At 71.4% G+C, this 14,645-nt stretch carries 12 protein-coding genes; 4 read left to right on the forward strand and 8 right to left on the reverse strand.

Annotation, left to right across the window (positions count from 1 at the left end; translation table 11 throughout):
• Positions 1–5 precede the first annotated feature (5 nt).
• Complete coding sequence (locus tag NUG21_RS05895; RefSeq protein WP_263392534.1) at positions 6–2,042, forward strand: FUSC family protein; 2,037 nt, start codon at positions 6–8, stop codon at positions 2,040–2,042.
• Positions 2,043–2,105: 63 nt separating this feature from the next.
• Here the strand turns inward: NUG21_RS05895 and NUG21_RS05900 are convergent, their stop codons facing one another.
• A complete protein-coding gene (locus NUG21_RS05900; RefSeq protein ID WP_263392535.1) occupies positions 2,106–2,855 on the reverse strand; it encodes an SDR family NAD(P)-dependent oxidoreductase in 750 nt (249 codons plus the stop codon).
• A 97-nt stretch (positions 2,856–2,952) separates the two neighbouring features.
• Between NUG21_RS05900 and NUG21_RS05905 the strand changes: the two genes are divergently transcribed.
• On the forward strand, positions 2,953–3,324 hold the full coding sequence (locus NUG21_RS05905) for a winged helix-turn-helix transcriptional regulator (RefSeq protein WP_263392536.1): 372 nt from the start codon (positions 2,953–2,955) through the stop codon (positions 3,322–3,324).
• Positions 3,325–3,424: 100 nt separating this feature from the next.
• Here the strand turns inward: NUG21_RS05905 and NUG21_RS05910 are convergent, their stop codons facing one another.
• Positions 3,425–4,255 carry an AraC family transcriptional regulator gene (locus tag NUG21_RS05910; RefSeq protein WP_263392537.1) on the reverse strand — a complete coding sequence of 277 codons (831 nt, stop codon included), beginning with the start codon at positions 4,253–4,255 and terminating at the stop codon, positions 3,425–3,427.
• 29 nt (positions 4,256–4,284) lie between these two features.
• Here NUG21_RS05910 and NUG21_RS05915 point away from each other — a divergent pair, with 29 nt between their 5' ends.
• Positions 4,285–5,553, forward strand: a complete 1,269-nt coding sequence (locus NUG21_RS05915) for an MFS transporter (RefSeq protein ID WP_160948374.1) — start codon at positions 4,285–4,287, stop codon at positions 5,551–5,553.
• A gap of 117 nt (positions 5,554–5,670) precedes the next feature.
• Positions 5,671–6,747, forward strand: coding sequence for a sterol desaturase family protein (locus NUG21_RS05920; protein ID WP_263392538.1), 1,077 nt, complete (start codon positions 5,671–5,673; stop codon positions 6,745–6,747).
• A gap of 129 nt (positions 6,748–6,876) precedes the next feature.
• On the opposite strand, the gene NUG21_RS05925 is transcribed toward NUG21_RS05920, so the two are convergent.
• From NUG21_RS05925 to NUG21_RS05950, 6 genes are read right to left on the reverse strand one after another with little or no spacing between them, the layout of a single operon-like run.
• Positions 6,877–7,191: a PsiF family protein gene (locus tag NUG21_RS05925; protein WP_160948372.1), complete on the reverse strand. Its 315-nt coding sequence runs from the start codon at positions 7,189–7,191 to the stop codon at positions 6,877–6,879.
• 53 nt (positions 7,192–7,244) lie between these two features.
• The gene (locus NUG21_RS05930; RefSeq protein WP_263392539.1) at positions 7,245–8,498 is read right to left on the reverse strand and encodes a type III PLP-dependent enzyme; all 1,254 of its coding nucleotides are present in this window, start codon (positions 8,496–8,498) and stop codon (positions 7,245–7,247) included.
• The gene (locus tag NUG21_RS05935) at positions 8,495–10,252 is read right to left on the reverse strand and encodes an IucA/IucC family protein (RefSeq protein WP_263392540.1); all 1,758 of its coding nucleotides are present in this window, start codon (positions 10,250–10,252) and stop codon (positions 8,495–8,497) included. Before NUG21_RS05935 ends, NUG21_RS05930 begins: the two co-directional genes overlap by 4 nt.
• Positions 10,230–11,402 (reverse strand): MFS transporter, encoded by a 1,173-nt coding sequence (locus tag NUG21_RS05940; RefSeq protein WP_263392541.1) that lies wholly within the window; start codon positions 11,400–11,402, stop codon positions 10,230–10,232. The genes NUG21_RS05935 and NUG21_RS05940 overlap by 23 nt, the downstream gene beginning before the upstream one ends.
• On the reverse strand, positions 11,399–13,195 hold the full coding sequence (locus NUG21_RS05945; protein WP_263392542.1) for an IucA/IucC family protein: 1,797 nt from the start codon (positions 13,193–13,195) through the stop codon (positions 11,399–11,401). The genes NUG21_RS05940 and NUG21_RS05945 overlap by 4 nt, the downstream gene beginning before the upstream one ends.
• Entirely contained in the window at positions 13,192–14,418 is a 1,227-nt protein-coding gene (locus NUG21_RS05950; RefSeq protein ID WP_263392543.1) for an ATP-grasp domain-containing protein, read from the reverse strand. The genes NUG21_RS05945 and NUG21_RS05950 overlap by 4 nt, the downstream gene beginning before the upstream one ends.
• Positions 14,419–14,645 lie beyond the last annotated feature (227 nt).

Below are 14,645 nucleotides of genomic sequence, written 5' to 3' on the forward strand. Positions count from 1 at the left end.
TGGCCATGCGCCTGCCCTGCTTCGACCCGGTGTCGATGGTCCGCTTCCGTCCTCCGCCCGCGTTGTGGTTTGCGCTGCGGACCACGGCTGCCGCGCTGCTGGCGCTGGCCATCGCGCTGCTGTGTTCGATGGAAGACCCCAAGTGGGCGGCGATGACGGTCTTCATCGTGGCCCAGGCCGACCGCGGCATGAGCGTGGTCAAGGCGCGCAACCGCATCGTCGGCACGCTGGTGGGGGCCGGCATGGCCGTGGTGCTGATGGGCCTGTTCGGCCAGGCGCCGCCCTTGTTCATGATCGCGCTGGCGCTGTGGCTGGGCGTGTGCACCGGCATGGCCAGCGTGGTCTCGGCCTTCCGCAGCTATGGCGTGGTGCTGGCCGGCTACACGGCGATGATCGTGGGCATGTCCTCCACCGCCCATCCGCAGCAGGTGTTCGACATCGCCGTGGCGCGCGCCACCGAGATCCTGCTCGGCATCCTGGTCGAAGGCGCGATGGCGTCGATCTTCTCGCCGGCGTCGCCGCGCCCGGCACTGGAGGCGCGGCTGGAGGCGTATCTGCGCCAGGGCAGCGCGCTGGCCGCGCGGCTGCTGCGCGGCGAGGCGACCGGCACGCAGATCCACGGCTTCTTCGCCAGCGCGTTGGCGCTCAACGATGCGGTCGACTATGCCGCCGCGCGCTCGCGCGAGATCGCGCGGCTGGGCGGGCGCCTGCGGCACATCAGTTACCTGATGCTGGCGCAACTGTCGGCGGCGCAATCGTGCCGGGTCGGCCTGGATGGACGCGCGCCTTCGCGCGCGCTGCGCGGCGTGCACGATGTGTTGGTCCAGCGCGCCGAGGGCCGGCTGCCTGGCCGGGAACAACTGGCCGCCGCACTGGATCTGCTCGAGCAGCGCCATCGCCGCCTGCGCCGGTTGTGCGCGCATCGGCGCGAGGCCTTCGACCGTGCCTTCGCGCTGGAACACGCGCGCAACATCGTGCGCGACCTGCAGGCCAGCCAGCACGAACAGGCCGCGTTCGAACAGGGCCGGCCGTCGCGCCACCGCTTCGCCACACGCCGCCATCGGGACCTGCACGAGGCGGCGTACAACGCACTGCGCGCCTTCCTGGCGGTGGGGGCGGCGTCCTTGTTCTGGGTCTACAGCGGCTGGAGTGCCGGTTCGGGCATGGTGACCATCGTTGGCGTGGTGTGCGCGCTGTATGCGACCCGACCCGATCCGGTGTCCGGCGGTCTCGGCTTTCTCAAGGGCGCCGGGCTGTCGGCGCTGGCGGCCTTCGTGTGCATCGTCTGGCTGCTGCCATGGGTGGAGGATTTCGCCGGGCTGGTGGTGGTGCTGGCGCCGTTCCTGATCCTGGCCGGCCTGGCGATGCGGCGGCCGTCGACCGCCGCGCTGGGGGCCAGCGGCTCGATCTTCTTCATCGATCTGGTGGGGCCGCTCAACGGCACCAATACCGGCGTGGTGCAACTGTTCAATGGCGCGCTGACGCTTTTGCTGGGGATCGGCATCGGCGTGCTGATGTTCACCGTGCTGCTGCCCAGTGGGGCCGGGCGATACGTGCGCCGGCTGCGGCGTTCGGTCGATGCCGATCTCGCGGCGATCGCGCTGCATCCGCGGCGCATGAAACGACGGGCTTGGTTCGGCCTGATGGCCGATCGCATGCGCGCGCGCCTGGGCCTGGCCGCTGCGCTGCCGGAGGCGACGCTGCAGCGCGACCTGGCCGCCTTGCTCGGCGCGCTGGGCATGGGCAGCGACGCGCTTGATCTGGCGCGGACCGGTGGCGCGCCGGGGCCGCGGGTGCGTGCGGTGCTGCGCCGGCTCGCGCGCGGCGACCTGCCGGGCGTTGCCCACCAGGCCATGCGCGCGGCGCGCCACCATGCGGTCCTGGCCGGCGACCGCCAGGACGCGCAGGCGCAGGCGCACTGGCACACGGCGATGCTGCTGTGGGACATGGCGCTGTGCGCACGCGAGTATCTGCAGGCGGGCGCGCAGGAACGCGTGCAAGCGCAGGCGCTGCTGACACCCTCGGCGCCGCTGCCGTCCTGATCGGCGCGCGATTCGACCGGTCGGCCGGGCTGTGCCGGCAGGGCGGAACCGGCGTCGCGTCGTTCAGACCTGCGCGAATCCGCCGTCCACGAACACCTCGCTGCCGGTCATGAAGCTGCTCTCGTCCGAGGCCAGGAACAGCGCCGTCGCCGCGACCTCTTCCGCGCGCCCGATGCGGCCCAGCGGGAGCTGCGCGGTCATGCCGTCGAGGATCGCCTCCTGCTGGCCCGTGCCGGACAGCACCGAGTCCAGCCCGGGCGTTGCGATCGGCCCGGGCGAGAGCACGTTGACGCGGATGCCCGTGCCTTTCAGGTCCAGCGCCCAGCTGCGGGCGAAGTTGCGCAGGGCGGCCTTGGTGGCGCTGTAGACGCTGAATGCCGCCGTGCCCATGCTGCCGGTGGTGGAACCGGTGAGGATCACCGAACCGCCGGCGCGCATCAGCGGCAGCGCCTTTTGCACGGTGAACAGCGTGCCTTTGACGTTGACGCCGAAGGTGCGATCGAAGGAATCCTCGGTGATCGAGCCGAGCGGCTGGAAGTCGCCCAGTCCCGCATTGGCGAACAGCACGTCGATGCGGCCTTTGCTGGCTTCGACCTGGGCGAAGACGTGGTCCAGATCGTCCAGCTTCGAAATGTCGCCCTGGATGGCGACGGCGTCGGCGCCGATCAGGCGCAACGCCTTGTCCAGTTCCTCCTGCCGACGCCCGACGATGACGACCTGCGCGCCTTCGGCGGCGAAGCGGATCGCGCTTGCCAGACCGATGCCGCTGTTGCCGCCGGTCACCACTGCAATCTTGCCCTCGAGCCTGCGCATGCTGCACTCCAGAGAATGGGGAGGCGCCACTGTAGAACTGGGCTATTCTTTTGAATAGTATGCACCATTTGGTAAGTGCCTTCGGAGCGGTCGGATCATGGCGAACGCCACCTTCAGTTGCGGTCTCGAGGCCGCCCTGTCCGTGCTTGGCGGCAAGTGGAAGCCGCTGATCCTCTACAACCTGGCGAAGCACGTGCACCGCTACGGCGAGTTGCGGCGTGCCATCGGCGGCGTGACCGACAAGGTGCTGATCCAGCAGCTCAAGGAACTGGAACGCGACCAGGTCGTGGCCCGCACCGACTTCCAGGAGATCCCGCCCAGGGTCGAGTACGCGCTGACGCCGTTCGGGCAGTCCCTGGCGGCGGCGCTGGCAGGGTTGTGCGAGTGGGGCACGCAGCACATGCAGATGGTCGAGCGCATCAGCGCGCGTCGCGCGTCCGCCGCCTCCAAATCCAGGTCCAATGCCTGATCGCCGGTGCCATGGCCGGCAGCGATGCTGCATGGTCAGACGCCGGTGCCTGGCCGCGTGCTGGTGACTGCGCGGTCGATGCGCCGCCGCCTCGGGGCCGCTACCGGAAGAACTGGCTCGGCGGCTGCCCGAACTGGCGCTTGAACATGGCGGTGAACGCGCTGGGGCTGTCGTAGCCCAGGTCCATCGCCACGTCGATGATGCGGTCGCCTGCGGCCAGCCGTTCGAGTCCGCGCAGCAGGCGCAGTTGCTGCCGCCATTGGCCGAAGCGCATCCGCAGGTCGCGCTGGCACAGGCGCTGGATGGTCTTGACGTCCACCTCCAGTTGCGCGGCCCAGGCGTGCAGGGTGGTGGGGTCGGCCGGGTCGGCGTCGAGTGCGGCGCCGATGCGCAGCAGGCGCGGATCGCGCGGCTGCGGCAGGTACAGCGGCAGTGCCGGCAGCGCATGCAGTTCGTCCAGGATCAGCCGCATCAGCCGCCCGTCGCGCGAGTCGGTGGCATGGTCCCAGGGGATCTCGGCGGCGCTGCGGATCAGCGCTTCCAGCAACGGCTCCACCGCCACCACGGCCGGCGTGTCGGGCATGCCGGCGATGGCGTCGGGGCGGATGTACAGGCTGCGCATGCGCAGCATGCCGATCCAGCGCACGCTGTGCTCGGTGCCGGCCGGCATCCACAGCGCACGCGTGCTCGGCACCACCCAGTGGCCCTGGCCCGAGCGCACCACCATCAGCCCGGACACCGCGTAGACCAACTGGTGGCGGGCATGGCGATGCGGGGGGATGGCGCTGTCGCCGGGGTAGTCGGTGGCCTTGCACACCACGTCGGCTGCGGCGTCGTCCGCATTGCGCGGCGACGGCGGTTGCGCCATGTCCTTTTCGCGATAGGGAATGGTCATGTCGCGCGGGAAGGTCGGGGCCGGGAAGCCTACCATGCGTCCACCCTCGCGCTGCCCGTTCCGCCATGTCCTCTCTGCGCCCCGCCGCGTCCGCGGCCACCCCCGCCTCCGCTCCTGCCGCCAGTCCCACCGCCGCCAGCTCCACTGCCGCACCGCGCAGGCTTGCCGCCGGCGTGCTCGCGGCCATCACCTCCTCGCACCTGATCAACGACATGATGCAGTCGCTGATCCTGGCGCTGTACCCGGTGCTCAAGGGCCAGTTCCAGCTCAGCTTCGCCCAGGTCGGCCTGATCACCCTCACGTACCAGATCACCGCCTCGCTGTTCCAGCCGCTGATCGGGCTGCGCACCGATCGCCGACCGGCGCCGTATTCGCTGCCGATGGGCATGGGTTCCACGCTGTGCGGACTGTTGCTGCTGGCCTATGCGCCCAGCTTCGGCATGGTGTTGCTGGCCGCGGCCCTGGTCGGGATCGGCTCGGCGATCTTCCATCCCGAATCCTCGCGCATCGCGCGGCTGGCCTCGGGCGGCCGCCATGGCCTGGCCCAGTCGGTGTTCCAGGTCGGTGGCAACACCGGCACCGCGCTGGGGCCGCTGATCGCCGCGGCGGTGATCGTGCCCAACGGGCGCCACAGCGTGGCTTGGTTCGGCGGTGCGGCGCTGCTCGGCATCGCCTTGCTGTCCTATGTCGGGCGCTGGTACGCGCTGCACCTGCAGGCCGCGCGCGCCGCGCCGCGGCCGGTCGCCACGGCGCCCGCGCTGCCGCGCGCCATGGTGGTGCGCATCGTCGGCATCCTGCTGCTGCTGATCTTCTCCAAGTACTTCTACATCGCCGGGCTGAGCAGCTACTACACCTTCTACCTGATCCAGCGCTTCGGCGTCTCGGTGCAGAGCGCGCAGTTGCATCTGTTCGCGTTCCTGCTGGCCTCGGCGCTGGGCACGCTGATCGGCGGCCCGGTCGGCGACCGCATCGGCCGCAAGCCGGTGATCTGGGTGTCGATCCTGGGCGTGGCGCCGTTCGCGCTGGCGCTGCCGCACGTGGGCCTGCACGCGGCCACCGCGCTGACCGTGCTGATCGGCTTCGTGCTGTCCTCGGCGTTCTCGGCGATCCTGGTCTACGCGCAGGAAATGATGCCTGGGCGCATCGGCACCATCTCCGGGCTGTTCTTCGGCTTCGCCTTCGGCATGGGCGGGCTGGGCGCGGCGGTGCTGGGCCTGCTCGCCGACCACCGCGGCATCGTCTTCGTGTACCAGGTGATGTCGTTCCTGCCGCTGCTGGGGATCGTCGCGGCGTTGCTGCCGAGCCGGCGCCCGGGCGCCGCCGCGGCGCACTAGCGCGGGCAGTGGCGGCCGGCCTCGGCCGACGCGGACAGCTTGGCGAAAGCCAGCGGCAGCATGCTGTCGCGCCGGCCGTCGTGCCCCCATCGCCGTCTTCGCATGCCTGTCATCGCCATGGTTTCGTCCATTGCCCACGCCTGGTCCACGCTGGTCGACCTGGTCGCCAGCCACGCGGTGGCGCCGCTGCTGGCGGCGCTGCACCTGAGCGGCCTCAGCGACGATCCGCACGACATCGCCGCCTCGCTGCTGGTGGCCGCGCTGCAACTGTCCATCATCGGCGTGCTGTTCCGGCCGCTGGAAAGCCTGTGGCCGGCCGAGCGTTGGGAACACCGGCGGCTGGCGCGCATCGATTTCCACTACACCTGGCTGATGCTGATCGGCGTGTTCCCGCTGTTCTCGTTCCTGATCCTGACCCCGGTGGTCAACGCGCTGGGCGGCGCCGATCCCAATGCCGCGGCGGCGCCGGAGACCGGCCTTCGGCATCTGTGGCCGTGGCTGGACCGGCATCCGCTGGCGCTGTTCGCGCTGTACTACCTGGCCTACGACTTCACCTACTACTGGATGCACCGGGTGCAGCACTGGATGCCGTGGTGGTGGGCCATGCACAGCATGCACCACAGCCAGCGCCAGCTCAGCTGCTGGGCCAACGACCGCAGCAACTACCTGGACGGCACGCTGCAGTCGTTCGTGCTGGCAGGGGTGGGCATTGCCTTCGGCATCGAGGCCGACGAGTTCGCCTGGCTGATGCTGCTCGGCGAACTGGTGCAGAACCTGTCGCACGCCAACACGCGCTTCGGCTTCGGCCCGGTGCTGAACAAACTCCTGGTCGATCCGCCGTTCCATCGCCTACACCACATGCGCGTGGATCCGGAGCGGCCCGGCCTGCACAACTGCAACTTCGGCCAGGTGTTCGCGTTCTGGGACGTGCTGTTCGGCACGGCGCTCTACGGCGAGCCGGTGCGACCGACCGGGGTGGGCGATCCGATGGTCGACCGCGACAACGAGCTGGGCCTGGTGGCGCTGCAGGTGGAAGGACTCAAGCGCTTCTGGGGCGCGGTGCGGCGGCGCTCCGGATGGACGCCGGGCGAGGTCGCGTTTGGCGAGGACTATGCGCCGATCCCAGTGGATCACGGTGGCATGCCGGTGCAGGCCGAGAAGGGCCGGGATTTGGGAATGGGGATTAGGGATTAGGGATTCGTAAGAGCGGCGACGTCTGGCAACACGGTTGTTGCCGGCCTCGCTGGCTGTCGTACCCTTACCCCAACCCCTCTCTCCCACGGGGACTTCCTTCGGTCGCCGGGGGGAGAGGGGCTAGTCAGTTCACTGCTTTTTGAGGCAGCCGCTCATGAAGGTCTTGCGGGCGTCGCCCTGCAGTTTCTGCGTGGCGGCTTGCGCGTTGCAGTCCTTCATCCGTTGCTGCGAGGCGTTGCCCGCCGCCGGTGCGCTGCCACCGCTGAGGCAGGCTTTTTGCGCGCTTTTGTACTCGTCGCCTTTCTTGCCCTTGTTCTGGGCCGAACACTTGGCCATCAAGGTCTGTTGTGCGGTTTGTGGCTTGGTCGCGGCGGTGGCCAGCAGCGGGGCGGCAGTAAAGCTCAGCAGCAAACAGGTGGCGGCGAAGCGAGCGGAACGGGTCATGGCGGCAGCTCCGGAGGGTGTGCCGGCAGGGTGTGCCGGCACGGGCGAGCGGATCATGACGCGGCGGTGGCCGGGTCGGCAATGCGGCGCTGCGGCATGGCGTCCGCGGCCTGCGCCGGGTCGTCGAGGAACAGCATCTGCGGCGGCGGATGCATCAGGAACTGCTGGTGCGAGATGTTCCAGGCGTAGGCGCCGGCCAACGGGAACGCCAGGCAGTCGCCCGGCGCCAGCGCGGCCACCGGCTGGTCGCGGGCCAGCACGTCCTTGGGCGTGCACAGTTGCCCGACCAGGGTCACCCGTGCATCGCGCAGCACCGGCGGCTGCGTGCCGCGCAGCACCAGGAACGGATGATCGTGGCCCTGCGCGGCGGGCGTGCGGAAATGATGGGTGCCGCCGCGGCCGATGGCGAACTGCGCGCCATGGCTGCGCTTGATGTCCAGCACCTCCATCAGGTACCAGCCGCAGGCGGCGCTGACGTAGCGGCCCGGCTCCAGGCGCAGGCGCAGGCCCTCGCCGTGCGTACGCAGCAGCGTCGGCAGGCCCGCGCAGAACGCGGCCCAGTCGAACGAGGCCGCCGGATCGGCATAGTCCACGCCGAAGCCGCCGCCGGCGTTCACCGTCAGCGGTCCCAACTCATAGGTCTGGCGCCAGCCCTGCACGGTCTGCAGGTAGTGCGCGATCAGGCGCAACTGCAGCTGCGCATCGCGCTGGTGCGACAGCAGGTGGAAGTGGAAGCCGTCCAGGCGCAGCCCGCGCGCGCCGCGCAGCACCTGCATCGCCGCGTCCAGGTCGTCCACGTCCAGGCCGAACGGCGAGGGCCGCCCGCCCATCACCAGGCGCGTGTCCTGCATGCCCGGCACCACGATGTTCAGGCGCAGGAACACCGACAGCGGCCGCTCCCTCGACGCGGCGACGCGGGCCAGCCGTTGCAACTCGCCCAGGCTTTCCACGTGCACGCTGCAGTCGGGCAGGCTGGCGGCCAGCTGCAGCTCGGCATCGAGCTTGCCGGGGCCGCCGAACAGCAGCTGGCGGCCTGGCTGGTGCGTGTGCAGCCACTGCAGCTCGCCGCCGGAGGCCGCTTCGAAGCCATCCACCCACGGCGCCAAGGTGCGCAGCACGGGCGGCTCGGCGTTGGCCTTGGCCGCATAGAACAGCTCGCACCCGGCCGGCAGGTGTGCGCGCAGCATCGCCGCGTGCGCCTGCAGCGCCGCCAGGTCGTAGACATAGGCGCAGACCGGGCCGTCGGCCTGTGCGCGCAGCCGCGCCAGCGCCGCTTGCAGCGGGGCGGGATCGATGCGCAGGCTCATGCCGCCACCTGCCGCAGCGCGGCGCTGCCGATCGGGTTGAGCAGGAAGCTGTAGTCGGCATGGCGGTCGGCGCGCTGCAGCAGGCGCAGGCGCAGGTTGTTCTTGGCCGGCAGCGGCGCGCCATCGAGCAGGGCCTGCAGCGCCGGTTGCGCGCCGTGGCGCTGCTGCCAGCGGCGGGCGATGTCGCCGACGATCTGCCACAGCTGGCGTTCGCGGCGGTCGTGGCCATCGGCGAGGTGGAAGATCGCTTCGGCCAGGTTGTTGACCAGCGCGCAATAGGCGATGCGGTTCCAGCCGCGTTCGGCGCTGTAGTACAGCGACTGCCGCGCGGTCTCGGACATGCCCGGCAGGCGTGCGGCCGGCCAGCGCGACGGCAGCAGCTTGGTGCCTTCCAGGTCGCGGATCCACACCTGTGTCGGCAGGCCGTCCTCGCAGCCGATCACGGTGTTCTGCAGATGCGGCTCCAGCACGATGCCGTAGCCGAACCAGGCGCTCCACACGCCGTCCAGCAGCAACTGCGCGTAAGCGCGGAACCAGGCTGCGGTGGCGGCCTCCACGCTGCTGCCGCTGCGCTGCGCCAGTGTCTGCAGCGCGGCGGCGCAGGCCGGCTGGCCGCGCGCGTCGTGGGTGAACAGCGCGCCGGCCACCTGCGGGCGATAGCGCGCCCGTTGCGCCGCGGGGATCGCCTGTCGGTACAGCACGCCGAAGCTCTCGCCGAGTTCGCGGCAGGCCTGCGCGTCGGCCTCCGGCGCGGAGAAGTCCAGGTCGGTGGCGGCCGGTTCCAGCAGTACGTGGAAGCCGGGCACGCGCTGCGCCAGCGCCTGCCAGTCCGGCGCCAGCAGGCGGGTCAGCGCCACCGCGCTTTCCAGTTCGTACCAGGCGTTCTTGCGCACGCAGTTGGTCAGGCGCACATGCACCGACAGCTTGAGGAAATGATTGAGCTCGGCGTGGTACAGCGTGCGCACCGACGAAGTCGGGCGCAGCGCCAGGCCGCGTTCGCCCAGCGGTTCGATCCAGCCGCGCGCCTGCGCCTGGCGCAGCAGCGGATGCGCCAGCACGCGCTCGGCCTCCCACGGATGGCAGGGGTACAGGTCGGCGCCGCCGCCGGCCTGCGCCAGCGTGGCGCGCACGTCATCGCCCTGCGCGCGGTACAGGCGTGGGTCGATGCGGAACCAGAACAGCGGGAAGACACTGCGCGCTTCCGGCGCGCAGGCCAGCACCTGCTCCAGCGGCACGCCTTCGCGGCTCTTGGGCGTGGGATGGAAGGCGTGACCCCACAGCATCGACTGCTCGGCGTCGATCAGCGCCTCGCCGGTGGGCGACGCGACCTCGGCCTGGCGCAACAGCTGCGCGGTGATGGCGATGCTGTTGGCGCTCTGCGCCAGCAGTTCCAGGTTCGGCGCCTGTTCGCCTTCGCTCAGCTCCTGCAACAGCAGGCGCACCAGCGCCTCTGCGTCCAGGCAGTGCCAGGGACGGCCGTCGGCCTTGAGGTAGGGCGCCGAGGCGAAGCGGCAGCGGCCAAGGCCGTCGGCATGCGCCAGGCGTACGCACAGCGTCGCGCCCGAGGGGAGCTGCAGGCGTAGCCAGCGTTCGCCGGCGGCGGCCACGCCGGGCCGGTCCAAGCCGCGGTAGTCGAAGTCAGCCAGGCCGCGAGCGAGCGCGACTTCGCGCAGGTAGCAGTTGAGCCAGCAAGTGATCGCCTGCGCTTGCGCGAGGCTGTCGTACCACGGGTCATGCATCGGCAACGGGGACATGGACGGTTCTCCGAACGGACGTGAGCATCAGGGCCGGCAGCAGCGCCAGCAGGGCGGCCGCGGCGGCGGCGAGGAACGGCACGGCCAGGCCATGGCCTTGCACCAGGGCGCCGGCGAGGACGCCGCCGGCGACGCCGGCGTACTTGCCGGCCGCATCGAAACGGCCGAACAACTGGCCGGCGCCGCGCCCGCCGGCGATCTCGGCCAGGCTGCGGTTGAGGCCGCGCAGCGCCATCCACATGCCCAGGCCGAACAGCAGCCGCGCGGCGATCAACCAGCCCGGCGCCGGCGGCGCCATCTGCAGCAGGCAGGCCAGGGCGAACAGCGCCAGCCCCGCCGGCAGCGGCGACACGCGGTGGTCGCGACCGCGCCAGCACGGCATCAGCACCAGATAGACCAGGTGCGGCAGGCTGTACAGCAATCCGGCGACCGCGCTGCTGCCGATGCCGTGGGCCTGCGCGTACGGCAGGAAATAGGGAAAGGTCACCACCATCGCGAAGCAGAACAGGAACTGGGTGGTCCACAGCGCCCAGCGTTGGCGGCGCTGCGCCGCATCCAGGTGTGGCGCGGCGGGCGTGGACGCGCGTGGCGCCGGCGCGCGCGGCGGATCGGCCGGCAAGCGCCAGCTCAGCGCGAAGGCGAGCAGCGGCAGCAGCGCCAGATAGCGGTAGAGCGACTGCGCCGGCCCCAGCGCGGTGGCCAGGCCGAGCAGCGCCGGGGCGGTGACCATCGCCAGGCGCGCCGAGAACTGGGTCCAGTCCAGCGCCCGCGCCAGCGAGCCACTCTGCGCCTGGCTGCTGAGATAGGCATTGGTCGCAGCCAACGAGCCGCCGCAGGCGCCCTGCACGACCAGACCGGCGACCAGCCAGCCCAGGTTCGGCGCGAAGCCGGCCATGACGAAGCCCAACGCCAGGCCGAGTTGCGCGCGCAGCAGCGAGCGCTTGCGTCCGTAGCGATCCGCCAGCCGGCCCCAGGCGCTGGCGGTGAGCGCGGTGCACAGGGTCGGCAGCACGTAGAGCACGCCGCTCCAGCCGATCGCTGCGCCCGGCGCCAGCTGCTGCAGCACCTGCGGCAGGAACAGCGGCATGCCCAGCGCGGTGAAGGCGGCCAGGTAGTGCGCGGCCAGCACCGGGCCGAGCAGGCGCTTCATCGCGCCGCCCCGGCCGCGGCCGCACGCGCCGCCAGCGCATCCTCGCGCAGCAGGTTGGGCGCGCTGTCGCCGTAGAACTTGTTGATGTCCGCCGCGCCGGTGATCTGCTTGCCGAGCAGGCTGCCGGCGCTGAGCAGGTACTTCACCGGGAGCTTCGGTGCATCCAGCAGCGTCTGCGCCGGGGCGATATCGATGCCCTCTTCGCGCAAGGTACGCAGGGTGCCGTGCAGGCGCGCGCGCAGCAGCGCGTAGAGCGTTGCACGCAGTCCCGGCTGCCATTCCGCAAGTCCTTCGAGCACCGCCTGCAGATCCAGCTGCAAAATGATGGTGCAGAACATCCGCGCCAGCGCGGCGTCGTCCTGCACCGCGATGCGTGTGTCGCGCGGCGTGCCCAACGCGGCCAGCGCCGGCCGTTGCGCGTACAGCCGCGACAGCAGCACCCGCGCCGCATCGTTGTCCTTCATCAGCAGCCGCGGCGCACGCCCGGCGGCGTAGATCAGCACGCTGTTCTGCTGGTTGGCCTCCAGCGCGATGCCGTAGCGCAGCCACAGCCGCAGGTGCACCTGGCACATCAGCGCCAGATAGCTGTCCCACCAGGCGGTCAGGTCGCCGCCATGGAAGCGCTCGGCCAGGTGCACGGCCAGCGGCCGGCCGTCCGGCAGCGCCGCGCACAGACCGGCCACGGGGACCAGGGTCGCCTCCGGCAGCGCCGGATAGCGGCGCAGCAGGTAGGACAGGTGCCGGGTCTCGCCGACATGGCCGGCATGCGCCTCGTCCACGTGCAGGTAGCGTTCGCCCAGCGCCGGATCGTGCGCGGCGAGATCGCGCAGCACGCGTTCGAACCAGTGCCCGTCGTACAGCGTGGATGGCTTGATCAGGCGCAGGTTGAGCGCGCCGAGCGTGCGCATCGGCACCGGCAGCTTCAGGTGATGATCGGGAAACGCCAGCGGGATCACCGTGCGCAGCGACAGCGACGGGCGTACCTGCAGCCACGGCTGCGGCGCGGCGATCGCGCCGTCGGGCACGGCGAAGCCGTCCTCGCCCAGCCGCGCGAAGATCAGCGGATGCAGCGGCCAGGCGACGTGATCGGCGTCCAGTGCCGGGTCCAGGCCGAGCATGCTCGGGCGCGGCCAGAAGGCCGGCGGCGGCGTGGTCTGGGTGACCTGCGCGGCTGGCAGCGCCAGCCAGCGCAGCGCGAAGCTGGGGCCGAACTCCGGCGCGTAGCGCGGCAGGTCGGCGTCGTCCAGGCCAAGCTTGGCGCGCGCGCTGGGATAGAACGGATGGTCGCGGTGGCTGGCCAGTTGTTCGCAGCGGTAGGCGCGTTCGTGCGCGTCGGCCGCGTCCAGTGCGGTGGCCAGCAGGGGCTGTTGCTGCGCGTAGGCTTGCCGCGCGAGCGCGCGCTGGCGCACTGCGCAGTCGGCTTCCTCGACGTAGGCGCGGTGCAGCGCCTGGGTCTGCGCATCGAGCCCGGCGCCGAGCCGCGCCAGCCACTGCGCCGCGCCGGATTCGTAGGCGCTGTGCTGCCCGGTGTGCAGCACCCAGCCGTCGCTGCAGGCGCTCACGGTCTGCAGGTAGCCGGCGCGGCGCAGCGGCAGCCACAGTTCGCCGTCGGGCAGGTGCGCGATGCGCCACCAGATGGCGTCCGCAGGCAGCGGCACCTGCGGCCAGGCGGCGAGCACCGCCGGCGGCGGGGTGGCGGCGGCGCCGCGGCTGACGATGCCGCGCAGGTCTTCGCGCAGGCAGGCGTCGATGACGCGCAGGTCGATGTAGTGGCGGTCGGCGTCCTGGCTCATGCGGCTGCTCCGATGGTGGTGTCGATGCGCCAGTGCAGGGATGCCTCGGTGCTGGCCAGCGCTCGCTGCAGGTCCGATTCGGTGTCGGCGAGCACGTCCAGCACGCCCAGGTAATCCTTGTTGGAATGGCTCAGGCGGATCGCGTCGCCGGGTTGCCGCAGGCGCCGGTAGCGCGCCTCCCAGTGCGCGTCGCTGCTGCCGTGGTCGGCGCTGGCCACCGCCAGCGTGCCGTCGCGCTCGGCCACGTAGTAGCGCACCAGGGCGTGCGCGCGGCGCGCCTGCAGCGTCGGCAGCGGCCGGCCCAGGTGCAGGCCGAGCACGCTGTCGAACCAGTGCCCGCCGAACAGCCGATCGAGCAGGAATTCGCGGCCGTCGCCGATGCTGCGGTAGTTGATCTCCACCAGTACCGGGCCGTCGGCGGTGAGGATGAATTCGCTGTGGCACACGCCGAAGCCGATGCCGAACGCCTGCAGTTGCGCCAGCGCCTGCTGCAGCACCGGCGTGTCGGTGGCGCCGCGCCAGCGCGCTTCGCACTCGACGAAATGCGGCGGTGCCGACAGTTGCACGTCGAAGCCGCCGATCGGCTGCAGGCTGCGCCCGTCGCCGAGCGTTTCCAGGGTGAACAGCGGGCCGTCCAGCACGCTTTCCAGCAGCACGCTGCGCTGCGGGTGGCGCTGCCAGAAATCATCGAGATAGGTCTGCAGCGCCGTCGCGTCGGCGCAGTGGCGCACGTCCATGCTTGCCACGCCTTCGCGCGGCTTGGCGATCAGCGGCCAGGGAGCCTGCGCGGGCGCCATCGCGCCCGGCGCCAGGCTGCAGAACCACGGCGTCGGCAGACCGAGCGCGCGCAGCCGCTGGCGCATCGCCGCCTTGTTCTTGGCCGCGTAGCAGACCTGCCAATCCTTGCTCGGCACGCCGAGCGCGGCGGCGACCACGGCGGCGCTGGCCTGCAGATGGTCGCTGTTGCTGAACACCGCGCGTGGCGGCTGCGGCAGGCTGCCGAGCAGGTCGAGCACGCCCAGCGGATTGAACACGTCGCACTCCAGCACCTGCATCGGTGCGGCTGGCGGATGGCGGCGGAAGTGGTCGAGGTGGGCGTGGCGGTGGTCGGTCAGCAGCAGCACCGGCACGCCCAGGCGCTGCGCGGCGGGGAGGAAGCCATCGGTCACCGCCGGGTGGCAGACGTGGCTGAGGATCAGCAGGGGAGCGTCGTGCGGGGTCATGTGCGGGTCTCGTCGGGCGCAGGCGCACGCACGCCGCCGGCGCGGCCGCGCGGAGGCGGACACGGGAGGCATGCGCCGCGGCTGCGGCAGGGTCGCGTGGTTGCCTGGCGCATCGCATCGGGCGCGCGCTGGGTAGGGAAGGACGCGGCTGCGTCCGTTGCACTGGCCCGCGTCTCCCGCGGGCGGCGGCGCGCCGTGCTGGCACGCGGTGGTGCGGCGTCCGGCGT

Origin of the sequence: Xanthomonas sp. CFBP 8445 (assembly GCF_025666235.1) — a bacterium.
GTDB lineage: Bacteria > Pseudomonadota > Gammaproteobacteria > Xanthomonadales > Xanthomonadaceae > Xanthomonas_A > Xanthomonas_A indica.